At 62.4% G+C, this 12,720-nt stretch carries 13 protein-coding genes and 1 tRNA gene; 12 read left to right on the forward strand and 2 right to left on the reverse strand.

Features of this window, described 5'->3' with window-relative positions:
* The first annotated feature begins 27 nt into the window (after nucleotides 1-27).
* The 6 genes from TX72_RS04090 (at nucleotide 28) to TX72_RS04115 (ending at nucleotide 4,332) form a co-directional block, all read left to right on the forward strand.
* Nucleotides 28-663 carry a DUF3318 domain-containing protein gene (locus TX72_RS04090; protein WP_011127696.1) on the forward strand — a complete coding sequence of 212 codons (636 nt, stop codon included), beginning with the start codon at nucleotides 28-30 and terminating at the stop codon, nucleotides 661-663.
* Nucleotides 656-1,018 carry a ribosome silencing factor gene (gene rsfS / locus TX72_RS04095; RefSeq protein ID WP_011127697.1) on the forward strand — a complete coding sequence of 121 codons (363 nt, stop codon included), beginning with the start codon at nucleotides 656-658 and terminating at the stop codon, nucleotides 1,016-1,018. Before TX72_RS04090 ends, rsfS begins: the two co-directional genes overlap by 8 nt.
* Nucleotides 1,019-1,023: 5 nt before the next feature.
* Entirely contained in the window at nucleotides 1,024-1,518 is a 495-nt protein-coding gene (locus TX72_RS04100) for a CGLD27 family protein (RefSeq protein WP_011127698.1), read from the forward strand.
* 19 nt (nucleotides 1,519-1,537) lie between these two features.
* On the forward strand, nucleotides 1,538-2,515 hold the full coding sequence (locus TX72_RS04105; RefSeq protein ID WP_011127699.1) for an asparaginase: 978 nt from the start codon (nucleotides 1,538-1,540) through the stop codon (nucleotides 2,513-2,515).
* Nucleotides 2,516-2,563: 48 nt separating this feature from the next.
* Nucleotides 2,564-2,640, forward strand: a tRNA-Met gene (locus tag TX72_RS04110).
* Between the two features lie 48 nt (nucleotides 2,641-2,688).
* The gene (locus tag TX72_RS04115) at nucleotides 2,689-4,332 is read left to right on the forward strand and encodes a GMC oxidoreductase (RefSeq protein ID WP_011127700.1); all 1,644 of its coding nucleotides are present in this window, start codon (nucleotides 2,689-2,691) and stop codon (nucleotides 4,330-4,332) included.
* On the opposite strand, the gene TX72_RS04120 is transcribed toward TX72_RS04115, so the two are convergent.
* A complete protein-coding gene (locus tag TX72_RS04120) occupies nucleotides 4,313-4,579 on the reverse strand; it encodes a DUF2811 domain-containing protein (RefSeq protein WP_011127701.1) in 267 nt (88 codons plus the stop codon). The two genes, TX72_RS04115 and TX72_RS04120, sit on opposite strands and share 20 nt — an antisense overlap.
* Before the next feature lie 388 nt (nucleotides 4,580-4,967).
* Nucleotides 4,968-6,032 carry a sirohydrochlorin chelatase gene (locus tag TX72_RS04125; RefSeq protein WP_011127702.1) on the reverse strand — a complete coding sequence of 355 codons (1,065 nt, stop codon included), beginning with the start codon at nucleotides 6,030-6,032 and terminating at the stop codon, nucleotides 4,968-4,970.
* Nucleotides 6,033-6,080: 48 nt separating this feature from the next.
* Here TX72_RS04125 and TX72_RS04130 point away from each other — a divergent pair, with 48 nt between their 5' ends.
* From TX72_RS04130 to TX72_RS04155, 6 genes are all read left to right on the forward strand, one after another.
* The gene (locus TX72_RS04130; RefSeq protein WP_011127703.1) at nucleotides 6,081-7,286 is read left to right on the forward strand and encodes an FAD-binding oxidoreductase; all 1,206 of its coding nucleotides are present in this window, start codon (nucleotides 6,081-6,083) and stop codon (nucleotides 7,284-7,286) included.
* Between the two features lie 32 nt (nucleotides 7,287-7,318).
* Nucleotides 7,319-8,878 (forward strand): SulP family inorganic anion transporter, encoded by a 1,560-nt coding sequence (locus TX72_RS04135; RefSeq protein WP_011127704.1) that lies wholly within the window; start codon nucleotides 7,319-7,321, stop codon nucleotides 8,876-8,878.
* 177 nt (nucleotides 8,879-9,055) lie between these two features.
* Complete coding sequence (locus TX72_RS04140; RefSeq protein ID WP_011127705.1) at nucleotides 9,056-10,117, forward strand: amino acid ABC transporter substrate-binding protein; 1,062 nt, start codon at nucleotides 9,056-9,058, stop codon at nucleotides 10,115-10,117.
* Complete coding sequence (locus TX72_RS04145) at nucleotides 10,117-11,007, forward strand: ABC transporter permease subunit (RefSeq protein ID WP_011127706.1); 891 nt, start codon at nucleotides 10,117-10,119, stop codon at nucleotides 11,005-11,007. Before TX72_RS04140 ends, TX72_RS04145 begins: the two co-directional genes overlap by 1 nt.
* Nucleotides 11,007-11,981: an amino acid ABC transporter permease gene (locus TX72_RS04150; RefSeq protein ID WP_011127707.1), complete on the forward strand. Its 975-nt coding sequence runs from the start codon at nucleotides 11,007-11,009 to the stop codon at nucleotides 11,979-11,981. Before TX72_RS04145 ends, TX72_RS04150 begins: the two co-directional genes overlap by 1 nt.
* On the forward strand, nucleotides 11,978-12,718 hold the full coding sequence (locus tag TX72_RS04155; RefSeq protein WP_011127708.1) for an amino acid ABC transporter ATP-binding protein: 741 nt from the start codon (nucleotides 11,978-11,980) through the stop codon (nucleotides 12,716-12,718). The genes TX72_RS04150 and TX72_RS04155 overlap by 4 nt, the downstream gene beginning before the upstream one ends.
* The last annotated feature ends 2 nt before the right edge of the window (nucleotides 12,719-12,720 follow it).

The following is a 12,720-nucleotide window of genomic DNA, read 5'->3' on the forward strand; positions in this document are numbered from 1 at the left end:
GTTGTCCTATGAAGAATTTCGGTTGCGATGAGTGAGCTCCAGCGCCTGAAGGGGTTGCTGCCACCGGAAATGCAGAGCTGGGTGTTTGTGGAGACTGCTGCAGCAGTCGATCCACCTCTGATCACGCTCGAGGAGATCGGCCGTGATGAGGTGGAAATCCAAGTTGACCTTGATGCCTGGGATTCCATGGCGTTGGACCACCGCAACCTGCTGTTCTGGCATGAAGTCGGTCGCATTCAGAACGACACGATTCCGCGCGACGGCTGGGAAATGGCAGCCTTGGCGATCGGTCTGGGCGGCGCCATCGGTGAACTCTGGGTTCAGGATGGCCTGCTGCTGATGATGGCTCTTGGGTTGTCTGGTTTTGCCGGTTATCGGCTCTATCTAAAGAACAATTCCGAAAAACGCCTGCAGGACGCCATCAGCGCCGACGAACGCGCCATTGATCTGGCCTGCCGGTTTGGCTACAGCGTGCCCAACGCTTACCGAAGCCTCGGTGGCGCTCTGAAGGAACTGGTTGAGCAGACCCGCAAGAAGAAGCGGAGGAGTTACTACGAAGATCGTCTGGAGGCACTGCGCAAGAGCGCCAGCAAAGCCCGTGCTGAGATGGCCCAGCAGGAAGGCTCCCGTAGTTCCGTCACCAGCGAGAACGTTTATGGATAGTCAACAGTTGGCGGATCTTGCTGCCGAGGCCTGTGATGACCGCAAGGCATCCGACATCCGATTGATTCGGGTGGACGAGGTGTCGAGCCTGGCGGATTGGATGGTGATCGCCGGCGGCCAATCGGATGTGCAGGTGCGAGCCATCGCACGATCCGTCGAGGATCGATTAGAAACCGAGGCGGAGCGCCTGCCTTTGCGCAAAGAAGGTGTGCAGGAAGGCCGCTGGGCGTTGCTTGATTACGGCGAGCTGATCGTCCATGTGCTGATGCCCGATGAGCGGGGCTACTACGACCTTGAAGCCTTCTGGAGCCACGGGGAGACCCGCGCCTTCCTACCGTCACCCACAGTGAGCTGAACGGCATGGACGAGCTCGTCTCCTGCCCCGTACCTCCGGAGCAGAGACCGCTGGAGGAATTTCAGCAGCTCTCCGAGTCCTGGTTTTTCTCCTGGCCAACGGGAGAGGTGTCGTCCCTGAAGCGCAGTCTGCTGATCAGCTGGATGTTGATGCTGCCGCTCTGCACACTGGTTGCCAGTGGCAGCTTGACCCTGAAAGCGGACCCTCCCCGACTCGTCGTGGCAGGAGCCGTCGCCGCTTTAGTCCTCCCCTTGTTGCTGCTGGTGCGCCAGTGGTTGGGCTGGACCTACGTTATGCATAGGCTCCTGTCTGAAAGCGTTGATTACGAGGAATCCGGTTGGTATGACGGCCAGACCTGGGAAAAGCCCCTGTCGTGGCGGACTCGTGATCTTCTGGTGGCGCGTCACGAGGTCCGTCCAATTCTGAGCCGGTTGGGTCGGGCCATGGCCATGGCTGCTGGACTGATGCTGGGGGGTGCGAGCCTCTGTCAGGCTCTCTGAACTACCCCCTGCCACGGGAATGACCCTTTCCTCGGGATTCAGCGGCACCTCCCGCTCCGGTACGGCGCCATTGGAGGTCACCTTAAAGCGGGGCTGCATCGCCGAATCGGTTCATCGGGTGCATGCGGTGGTTTGTGATGGCCGCGGCCGTGTGCTGATGTCGGCAGGCGAGGCCGGCTTGCAGACCTTCATTCGATCGGCTCTGAAACCCTTCCAGGCGCTGCCATTTCTCAGCAGTGGTGCTGCGGCAGCGATGGATGCGGGTGAACGTGGTCTGGCCATCAGCTGTGCGTCCCATTCGGGTAGTCACGGCCATGCCCGGGAAGCCTTCAAGTTGCTCTGGAAGGCCGAATTGGAGGCGAGCCATCTGCAGTGCCCCGTGCCGTTGGGGTCGGAGAGTCCGCTTCAGCACAACTGCTCTGGGAAGCATGCGGCGTTTCTGGCCACCAGTCGGAAGATGGCTTGGCCCTTGGACAGCTATCTGCAGAGCGATCACCCCCTTCAGGTGGAGATCAACCGACGTGTGGCCGAGCTGCTGGGTTTGCCTGCCGAGGAGTTGGTGGCAGCGAGGGATGACTGTGGCGCCCCAACGCTGAGGCTGCAGCTGGCCCAGATGGCTTTGCTCTACGCCCATCTGGGTGCGTCACGCCATGCGGAACTGGAGCAGATCAGCCGGGCGATGCTGGCCCATCCGGATCTGGTTGCAGGGGACGGTCGATTCGATACGGAGCTGATGCGCCGCAGCCACGGCCAGGTGCTGTCCAAAGGTGGAGCTGAGGGGGTCCAGTGTCTGAGCCGCGTCGGGGAGGGGCTCGGGGTTGCCATCAAGGTGGAAGATGGCTCCCGTCGTGCCAAACAGGCCGTCGCCCTTCATCTTCTGGGGCAGCTGGAGTGGTTGACACCGCTTGGGCTCGAAGAACTCGAGGATCAGGTCCTGATCGTCAACCCAGGCGTCAGCCTGGAGGTGCAGGGGGCCTTGAAGTTTCAGCAAAGCTGAAGTCTTTCTGTGTCGGGCGACACCGACCTGTATGATTTTTAGGTGCTCCGCGGGGTAGAGCAGTCTGGTAGCTCGTCGGGCTCATAACCCGAAGGTCGGGAGTTCAAATCTCCCCCCCGCCACCAATTCTGATTGAATTTGAGATCCCTCCATCGGGGATCTTTTTTTTGTCCGTGCGCGTGTCCACAGCAAGCCAGAGCGAGCCAATCAATGGATCCTGGGATGCCATCGTCGTCGGCTCTGGGGCCTGCGGTGGCGTTGCTGCCCTGACCTTGGCTGACGGTGGTGCTCGGGTCCTGTTGATCGATGCGGGACCGGATCTGACGCCGAAGGCAGCACTGGGGTCGGAACCCGCCAATGCGATGCGACGGCTGGCGGGGCTCAGCAGCGGCAGCCATCAACTCCAGGCCCAGCATCCCGGCTATTGGAAAGCCAATCCCAGGCTGTATGCCGACGAACGGCTGCACCCCTACAGCCATCCGCCTGACCGGCCGTTCCTCTGGACCCGAGGCCTTCAGGTGGGTGGGCGCAGCCTCACCTGGGGTGGCATCACCCTGCGCCTCTCGGATGAGGATTTTATTGGTATCGAGGCTCCAGATGGGGTGACCACGTGGCCGATTCGTGCCGCCGATCTTGAGCGGGACTACGCCGCGCTGGAGAGGATGCTGGGGGTCCACGGTGGACGTGACGGTCTGCCGCAGTTACCCGATGGTGAGACCCAGGAGCCGTTGCCGTTCACGGCAGCTGAACAGCGTTTCGCTGATGCGATGCGCGACCAACTGGCGCTGCCGGTGATTCACTCACGCGGCTTTGGCCCGCATCGACCGGACCAGGATGGCCCCTGGCCGCGCTCCAGCAGCCGCGGCAGCACGCTGCCTCAGGCGATGGCGACAGGACGGGTTCAGCTGCTCTCCGGGCATCTGCTGGAGCATCTGTTGCTTGAGAAGGGCAGTGACCGGGCGACGGGTGCGGTTGTCGTTGATCAGGCCAACGGCAACCGTCGAATTGTCGTTGCCGATCTGGTGGTGCTGTGCGCCTCCACCATCCAGACCCTGGCCATTCTGCTGCGCTCTCAGGAGCAGGGCCTGAAGGACCCTTCCGAACGTCTTGGCACGCGGCTGATGGATCACGTCTCCACCAGCCAGTTCTTCTGCATGCCAGAGCAGTCGGACTCGCCTCAGCCCCCCCTCACCGGCGCCGGCAGCTTCTTTCTTCCGTTCGGTCGCCGGCTTGAGGGAGCCAAGTTTCGTGGCGGTTATGGCTTGTGGGGAGGGATCGGTCGCTTTGATCCACCGGCGGTGCTGCGGCGCCGCTCAAGCACCGTCACGGGCTTTCTGATCGGTCACGGGGAGGTGATCCCGCAGGCCAGCAATCGGGTCAGCCTCAGCGGTGCGGTGGATCGCTGGGGTGTGGCCGTGCCCCACATCGACTGCCAGTGGAGCGCCAATGAAACAGCGATGGTGGCGCACATGCGACGTCAGATGGGGATCTGCATCAAAGCGGCTGGTGGTGAGGCTCTCCCCCTGAAAGACCTGTTTCGATTGCCCTTGATCGAACCGCTGTTGCAAGGGGCTGTTGCCCTATCCGATGGCGCCTCTCCGCCGGGCTATTACATCCATGAAGTGGGTGGTGCTGCGATGGGCGCTGATCCATCTCAGGGCGTGGTCGATGTGTTCAACCGGCTCTGGGCAGCGTCCAATGTGCTGGTGGTGGATGGAGCCTGCTGGCCGACGTCTGCCTGGCAGAGCCCGACCCTCACGATGATGGCGATCACGCAACGCGCCTGCCTGGAGGCACTCAGGGGTCGCGGCGGCTGAACAGATCGTTGAGGTAGCGCTCGGTGACCGCACGATCTTCACAGCCGTTCTGAAACAGAAAGTGGGCCAGCGCTGAACTCATCACCCGATATTGATCCCAATGAGGGTGTTCGCCGATGAAGTCCTTCATGCCGCGGTACAGCACTTCTGGGATCTCCGCCTCCATACTCACGTAGGACGCTGCAGCCTCAGCAGATTTCTCCGCAACGCCCATTTCGTGGCATCGCTCCAGATAATTCCGATCCATTCAGCCTGTCAATCGCTCTTTGACATCCCCAAGAAAGCCACATCAGACAGGGTTGCGTCAAAGCCTTTGACAATCTTGTAAAAACCTCTGAGACGGCATGAGACTGCTGTTCTGATCAGGGTTTAGCAGGACGTCTCCGTCGTGGGACCAGCCCGCTTACCGGCGGTATGCGCTCTGTCAACCGGATCCTGTCGGTGCCGCGAAGTCCACAGCCCTCAGGCGGCTCGGCCCTCCGCGGATGGGGGCTGTGGAAAAAGGTGCTGATGCTGTGGAGAAATTGGTGAAGCCAGATTTCGATTCTCACCGATCAGAAAAACTGATCTCAGCAATGTCCAGGATGTCGCTGACGAGACCGGTTGTCGGTGTCACGGAAAACACCGCTGATCTCTTAAGGCTTCGGTGGGAAATCTTTTGATCCGAGGGTTCTGGGACCCATGGGGTGGTCGGCATGGGGGTAGGGGGGGTGATGGTGATGCTCACCAGCGTGATCGTGATGGTGCTGATGGGGGATGGGAACACCATCCGGTTGGCAGGCCCCCGTGCATTCCCGCTCGCAGAGCGTGCAGCTCTCCGCCAGCCCCTCCACGTGGTGATGGTGGCTTTCCTGGGCTCGGCCAACGTCCTGCTCGAAGCCCAGCACCTGGGCCCGGTATTTGCAGAGGGAGCAATTCATGGCGGTGTCGCCGCGCAGCACCTCCTCCACCCGTTCCTTGAAGGTGTCCACCACCAGCGGGTGTTGCCCGAGATAGCCGGCGGAGAGGAAGTCAACCTCGGGATGATCCGCCGCCACCCGCTCGGTGTGCTGACGGATGCGGCTCACCAGAACACCTGAGAACAGGAAGTAAGGAACCACCACGATGCGGTGGAATCCCAGCTTCACCAGTTGCCGAAGGCCCGGTTCAACCAGGGGGAAGGTCACGCCTGAGTAGACCGTCTCACCCCAGCCGAAGCCAAAGCCCTCCACCAGCATCCGGGTGACCTTGGCCACATTTGAATTGGCATCGGGATCCGACGAGCCGCGTCCCACCACCACCAGCAGCGTCTCCGCCAGCGGCACCGGAGAAGGGTTGCTTTCCAGGCATTCGCGAACACGCGCTCCTGCCGCTGCAACCATCAGACGGTCCACCCCCAGTTCGCGGCCGTAATCAATCGGCAGGCCCGTTTCTGCGGTGAACGTGTTGAGCACAGAGGGGATGTCGTTCTTGGCGTGCCCAGCCGCAAACAACATCGCAGGGATGGCAAGCACTCGTGTCACCCCCTGCTGACGCAGAGACTCCAGGCCATCCCGCAGGATCGGGCGGGCAAATTCCAGATAGCCATGCTCCACCGTCATCGGCGCCAGCTTTGGCCGCAGGGCTTCCACCATCTGGGCGAACTCCTCTACGGCCAGCCGGTTGCGACTGCCATGGCCGCAGATCAGGACGCCGAGTTGGTCGTTCGAGGATTCGGCCAAGGGGGCGTGCCACTGTTCGGTGTGAACTGATCCTACGGTTGCAGCGGAATGGATCAGCTCCCACCTTCCCTGTTCAACCCCCAGGCAGCGGATGCCGAGGCACAGGGCCTGTTGCAGCCAACTGCGGAGGATCTGCCGAGCTTGATTGCCGGTTGGAGTGGTCCAAGGCCATTACGGGTCTGCAGTGGCGGCACCAGCTCCAGGGCTGCGGCGGAAGGCCAGTGGACGTTGGATCTGCGTCGCACCATGACGGGGATCACCTGGAATGCTGCAGATCAGACGGTGCGCATCGGGGGTGGATGCCGGATGGGGCAGGTGCTGGAGCAGCTGCATCCCCTCGGGCGCACCGTGAGCGCAGGGCTGTCCGGCTGGCCGGGTGTCGGCTATGTGCTGACGGGGGGGATGGGGCCCTTGAGTCGTGAGCAGGGCCTGGCGGTGGACCAGCTTCAGGCGATTGCAGGGGTCTGGGGCAGTGGTGAACCCTTCCTGCTGCGCCGTGATCACGATCAGGCCTCGGCGGAGTGGCGTGGCCTCTGTGGAGCGGCACCGTTTTTGGCGGTGGTGCGTGAGGTGGTGCTCGCCACCCAGCCCCTTCGCCCCCTCTGGATCAAAGCGTCGACGGGATCGCCCGATCAGCTGCCGGATTGGCTTGTCGCTGCGGAGTGCTCCGACCCCAGCACCACCCTTCAATGGAGCTGGAGTGCTGATGGCAGCCTCCGGCGGCTGCAGGTGTCTGGCTATGAACAGCCCGGTTGGCAGCGGATTGATGGACTGCACCAACTGCCGCCCCTGACGCCCCCGCCCTCAGGTGAATCCCGCCTGCATGGCGAGGTGGTGGGTCTGCTCGGACCGGCCCATGGCGAGTGTTGGCGCCGTTTGCTGCCGGAGCTGCGGGCGCTGATGCATCGCTGCCCCCATGGCGGCTGCAGCCTGTCCAGCCAGCAGCTGGGAGATGCCACCGCTGCAGTGCCTACTGAAGCCACGTCATTTGTGCATCGTGATGCGGTTTGGAAGCCATGGATCACAGCGGTCTGGCCTGCCGGAGATGCAGAGGCCCGTCAGCGCAGCCTCCGGTGGTTATGCGAGCTGTGGTCCGTGCTGGAGCCGCTCTGCCCAGGTGTGCATCTGGCGCAGTTGCATGACCATCTGCCCTTTCATCAGCGGGAGTTGGAATTGGCTTTCGGACCCTGGTTGCCTGGACTGCGTCAACTCAAGGCACGTCGGGATCCAGACGGCACCTTGCCAGGGCTCTAATTTACGGTCCCTTCTGGCTTTGGCGTCCGGTGATGGCCCAGCGTTCCAGTCCAGCTCTGGTGAATCAATGGTTCGCCAACCCCAGCAAGGATTTGCTTTCGGGCCTGGTGGTGGCCTTCGCGATGATCCCGGAGGCGATCGCCTTCTCCGGCATCGCCGGGGTGGACCCGAAGGTCGGCCTGTTCGGGGCCTTCTGTCTGTCACTCACCATTGCCGTGGTGGGTGGTCGCATGGCGATGATCACCTCCGCCACCGGTTCAACGGCCCTGCTGATGACGGGACTGGTCGCAGCCGGTGAAGCCCGGGGTGCCGGGCTCGGGGTGCAGTATCTGATGGTGGCGGGTCTGGTCACCGGCCTGCTGCAGATCCTCTGGGGCTACCTCCGGCTGGCGTATCAGATGCGGTTCGTGCCCCAGGGCGTGCTCAGCGGCTTCGTCAATGCCCTGGCGCTGCTGATCTTCCAGGCGCAATTGCCTCAGCTGGGCCTGGATCTGCATGCCGGCGGTGATGGCCACGCTGGTGGTCTGTTGCCCCACGGTGGTCAGATTCCAATCGTCTGGGGTCTGGTGCTGCTGGGTCTGGTGATCATTTATGGCCTGCCGAGGCTTACCCGGCTGGTGCCGTCCCAGCTGGTGGCCATTGTTGTGCTCACGGTCATCAGCATCGGCTTCAACCTGGACATTCCCAGCGTCAGCAGTCTTGGAACGCTGCCGGATGGATTGCCCACCTTCGCGGTTCCCTTCGGCGCGGGTGGTGTTCCCTTCAACCTCGACACCCTGGGCCTGGTGCTCCCCACAGCCTTGGCCATTTCCCTGGTGGGTCTGATGGAGACCTTCCTGACTCAGGACATCCTTGACGACAAGACCGACACCACCACCAACAAAAACGTGGAGGCCCGTGGACAGGGCATCGCCAACATCGTGGCGTCGTTGTTCGGAGGCATGGCGGGCTGTGCCCTGGTGGGTCAATCGGTGATGAATGTGGACAACGGCGGCCGTACGCGTCTCTCAACCCTGTTCTCCGGCGTTAGCCTTCTGGCGATGATCCTGCTTGCCGGCCCCTGGCTGAAGCAGATCCCGATGGCAGCCCTGGTGGCGGTGATGATCAGCATCGCCGTGAGCACGGCAGACATCAACGGCCTGCGCAACCTGCGCCGCATCCCCAAGAGCGACACCTCGGTGATGCTGATGACCTTCGCTGTCACCATGCTCACCACGCCCCACAACCTGGCGTTGGGGGTGTTGGCCGGTGTGGCCCTCGCGGGAATTCTGTTCAGCCGCAAGGTGGCCAAGGTGATCCAGGTGGAAGCGATCGATGTGAGCGATCAGGAGCGCCGTTACCGGGTTGTCGGTCAGTTGTTCTTCGTCAGCAAGGTCTATTTCCTGCAGGGATTTGATCTGCACGATCATCCCGAGAGAATTGTGATCGATCTCTCCTCAGCCCACATCTGGGATCAGAGCGGCGTGGCGGCGCTCGATCAGGTGATGCGTAAATTCCGCCTGGGGGGATCCGAGGTCTCCGTGGAAGGCCTGAACGACGAAAGCCTGGATCTGTTTGAGCGGATCGGAGGTAAGGAGTCCGCCCATGCCTGAGACATGGGTGGCGCTCACGCTCAGTTCCGATTTGTTGTTCTAAGCCGCTCGATTGTGGTCGTCCCATCCAACGACCAGCGGGTGCATGAGCGGCCCTAAATGCCCGTGGACGTTCAAGGCGTTGCCCTGCTGGGGCCATGAATCTGGGACAATCCCTCCCGATCCGTACTAAAGCTGATGATCCGATCCAGTCGTCGTATCTTGATCGGAGCCATCACTGTTGTGGCTGGGCTGCTGGGCGGATGTGCCTCCCTGGACGAGGCCGGTCGTTCTCGGTTGGATCTGGTGAAGCAGAGGGATGAGCTTCTCTGTGGTGTGAGCGGCAAGATTCCTGGCTTCAGTTTCCTTACGCCGAAGGGCACCTACACCGGGCTTGATGTCGACATCTGTCGAGCCATGGCTGCTGCCTTCCTCGGCGATGCCGACAAGGTTCAATACCGACCGCTGACGGCGCCAGAGCGATTCACTGCACTGCGCTCCGGCGAGATTGATCTGCTGTCCCGCAACACCACCCATACTCTCAGCCGTGATGCGGAGGGTGGCAATGGCCTTGGTTTCGCTCCTGTGGTGTTCCATGACGGCCAGGGCTTGATCGTGCCCGTCAACAGCGGTGTGACGAGCCTTGCTGATCTGAGCGGTCAAGCGATTTGTGTGGGGTCGGGCACCACAACCGAGCAGAACCTCAACGACGCCTTTGCCTCCAAGGGGATCCCTTACACCCCGATCAAGTACCAGGATCTCAATCAGGTGGTGGGCGGCTACCTGCAGGGACGCTGTCAGGCCATGACCTCAGACCGCTCGCAATTGGCCGCAGCCCGCTCCGGGTTCATTGAGCCGGAAGGCCATGTGATTCTTGAAGACCGTCTCAGCAAAGAGCCTCTGGCTCCGGCGGTGGTCGGCGGTGATCAGCGCTTGGTTGATGCCATGACCTGGGTTGTGTATGCCTTGATCGAGGCGGAGGAGCGTGGAATCACCCAAGCCAATCTCGATCGTCAACTGCGTGCCGCTGAGGCGGATCCATCCCAGGCGGCCATGCGGAGATTCCTGGGCGTTGATGGCGGTCTGGGCCGCAAGCTCGGACTTCCTGATGATTTCGTCGTTCAGGCCATCCGGGCCACCGGCAACTACGGCGAGATCTACGACCGCCACCTCGGGCCGGAGAGCCCGGTGGCAATACCCCGTGGCGCCAACCGCCTCGCCGAGGATGGCGGTTTGATGATCGCGCCCCCATTCACCTGATGCGCCGTCATCGTCTGCTGCTGCAGCTGGGCTTGGCTCTGCTGTTGCTGGCCCTGATCGCTCTGCTGATCAACAACCTCACCGTGAACCTGATCCGCACGGGACTTGGTCTCGGTTTCGGTTGGCTCAGTCGTCCAGCGGGGTTCGCTCTGGCGGAAACAGCGCTCCCCTACGCACCCTCCGACTCGTATCTCTGGGCGTTGACCATCGGTTGGCTGAACAGCCTCAAGGTGATCCTTGCGGGTCTGGTGCTGGCCACGCTTCTCGGTGTCGCGGCCGGTGCGGCCCGCAACAGCGGAAACCGCCTGCTGCGCAGTCTTGCGGGCACCTATGTCGCCCTGATCCGCCAGGTCCCGTTGCTGCTGCAGCTGTTGTTCTGGTATTTCGTGGCCTTCCTCGGCCTGCCGTCGATGCCTGTGGGCGGCTTGATTCAGTTGTCCAATCAGGGCATCCAACTGTTGGGGCTGAATCTGAGTGTGGAGTTCTGCGCTGTTCTCACCGGACTGACGGTGTTCACCGGGGCGTCCATTGCTGAAATCGTCCGCGGCGGCATCAACGCCGTGCCCCGGGGGCAATGGGAGGCTTTCCGCAGCCTCGGGCTGAATGAGGGCCTTGGCCTGCGGCGGATCGTGCTGCCCCAGGCGTTGCCGGCCATCCTGCCGGCACTTACCAGTCAATACCTCAACCTGGCCAAGAACAGCACTCTTGCCATCGCCGTTGGCTATGCGGATCTTTATGCCGTCAGCGACACCACGATCACTCAGACGGGACGTGCCATCGAAGGATTTTTGTTGCTGTTGCTCAGCTTTCTGCTGCTCAATCTGCTGATCAGCGGCGGTATGGCGGCGCTCAACGGTGCGGTGCTGAGTCGTGTTCGGAGGAGCCGCTGATGACCCGCTGGCTGGATCGTCTGATCACGCTGCTGATGTTGGCGCTGCTTAGCTGGGGCGGTTGGGTTGTGGTGCATTGGCTCCTGCATGGGGCCGACTGGTCCGTGGTGAGCGCCAACCTGCCGCTCTTTGCCGTGGGCAGTTACCCCTCGGATCAGCGTTGGCGGCCCCTGCTCTGGATCTCAACCTGCGTGGTGCTGGTGGTGTTGACGCTGACGGCGCCAAGGGGGGCGGGCTGGCGCCGTGCGTTGCCCCCGCTCTGGATTGCCATGGCGCCGCTGGGATTGTGGTTACTGGCGGGGGGGCTGGGTCTTCTGCCCGTTGGAACACGCCACTGGGGCGGACTCACCCTCACCCTGTTGCTGACAGCGGGGAGCGGCTTGCTGGCGCTGCCATTGGGGGTGTTGCTGGCCCTCGGCCGCCGCAGTGATCTGCCGGTGCTGCGCTGGAGCAGCACGGTTTATATCGAGTTGATGCGAGCCGTGCCGCTGATCGCGGTGCTGTTTTTCGGGCAACTGCTGATTCCGTTGTTCCTGCCGCCAGGGTTGGAGATCAACCGTGTGCTCCGAGCGGTGCTGGCTTTTGCCCTGTTCGCAGCGGCTTACATCGCCGAGGACGTGAGGGGCGGGTTGCAGGCGATTCCCCCCACCCAGCGGGAGGCTGCTTCAGTGCTCGGTCTGTCTCCGTTGCAGACGCTGCAGTTGGTGGTGCTGCCCCAGGCGCTGCGTGTTGCTCTGCCATCGCTCACCAATCAGGCGGTTGGGCTGCTGCAGAACACCAGCTTGATGGCGATTCTCGGCCTGGTGGAGCTGCTGGGAATCAGCCGCAGTCTGCTGGCCAATCCGGCCTTCATCGGCCGCTATTTGGAGGTGTATCTCTGGTTGGCTGCTGTTTACTGGCTGGCGTGCACGGCGATGGCTCTGCTGGCCCGCCACCTGGAAGTCCAGCTCGACCCCGTTCGATTCAACCGATGACTGTTGCCATCCGCGCCACCGACCTGGTGAAGAGCTACATCGCTGGGGTGAGGGCTCTGGATCGGGTGAGTCTGGAGGTGAGCAGCGGTGAGGTGCTGGTGGTGATGGGTCCTTCCGGATCGGGAAAGAGCACCCTGATCCGCACCTTCAACGGACTTGAGAGGCTGGATGGTGGCGCCCTCGATGTTCTTGGGGTGCGTCTGGATTCCACCCATGCTGATCCTCAGGTGCGGGCGATCCGCCGTCGGGTGGGAATGGTGTTTCAGCAGTTCAACCTGTTCCCCCATCTCTCCATCCTTGAGAACATCTCCCTCGCGCCGGTGAAGGTGCAGAAACGTCCGAAGGCGGAGGTGGAGCAGCGGGCGCTGGAGTTACTGGAGCAAATGGGGATTCAGGAGCAGGCAGAGAAGTACCCGGCACAGCTCAGTGGCGGCCAGCAGCAACGTGTGGCGATCGCCCGGGCCCTCGCCCTGGATCCTGAGGTGATGCTCTTTGATGAACCCACCAGTGCCTTGGATCCGGAACGGGTCAAGGAGGTGCTGGATGCCATGCGTCAGCTGGCTCGCGGTGGGATGACCATGGTGGTGGTGACCCATGAGATCGGCTTCGCCCGCGAAGTGGCCGATCGCGTGATGTTCATGGATCAGGGCCAGGTGGTGGAGACGTCGGATCCAGTGACGTTTTTCTCGGGGGCTCGGGAGGAACGCAGCCGCCGCTTTCTCAGTCAGATGGTCTGATG

It is taken from the genome of Parasynechococcus marenigrum WH 8102 (genome assembly GCF_000195975.1).
Lineage (GTDB): Bacteria > Cyanobacteriota > Cyanobacteriia > PCC-6307 > Cyanobiaceae > Parasynechococcus > Parasynechococcus marisnigri.

Excerpts from the sequence above, each read along its gene's own strand:
- TX72_RS04090 (WP_011127696.1), top strand. The coding sequence starts at position 28 with ATGAGTGAGCTCCAGCGCCTGAAGGGGTTGCTGCCACCGGAAATGCAG.
- rsfS (WP_011127697.1), top strand. The coding sequence starts at position 656 with ATGGATAGTCAACAGTTGGCGGATCTTGCTGCCGAGGCCTGTGATGAC.
- TX72_RS04100 (WP_011127698.1), top strand. The coding sequence starts at position 1,024 with ATGGACGAGCTCGTCTCCTGCCCCGTACCTCCGGAGCAGAGACCGCTG.
- TX72_RS04105 (WP_011127699.1), top strand. The coding sequence starts at position 1,538 with ATGACCCTTTCCTCGGGATTCAGCGGCACCTCCCGCTCCGGTACGGCG.
- TX72_RS04120 (WP_011127701.1), bottom strand. The coding sequence starts at position 4,579 with ATGGATCGGAATTATCTGGAGCGATGCCACGAAATGGGCGTTGCGGAG.
- TX72_RS04130 (WP_011127703.1), top strand. The coding sequence starts at position 6,081 with ATGGATCAGCTCCCACCTTCCCTGTTCAACCCCCAGGCAGCGGATGCC.
- TX72_RS04135 (WP_011127704.1), top strand. The coding sequence starts at position 7,319 with ATGGCCCAGCGTTCCAGTCCAGCTCTGGTGAATCAATGGTTCGCCAAC.
- TX72_RS04140 (WP_011127705.1), top strand. The coding sequence starts at position 9,056 with ATGATCCGATCCAGTCGTCGTATCTTGATCGGAGCCATCACTGTTGTG.
- TX72_RS04145 (WP_011127706.1), top strand. The coding sequence starts at position 10,117 with ATGCGCCGTCATCGTCTGCTGCTGCAGCTGGGCTTGGCTCTGCTGTTG.
- TX72_RS04150 (WP_011127707.1), top strand. The coding sequence starts at position 11,007 with ATGACCCGCTGGCTGGATCGTCTGATCACGCTGCTGATGTTGGCGCTG.
- TX72_RS04155 (WP_011127708.1), top strand. The coding sequence starts at position 11,978 with ATGACTGTTGCCATCCGCGCCACCGACCTGGTGAAGAGCTACATCGCT.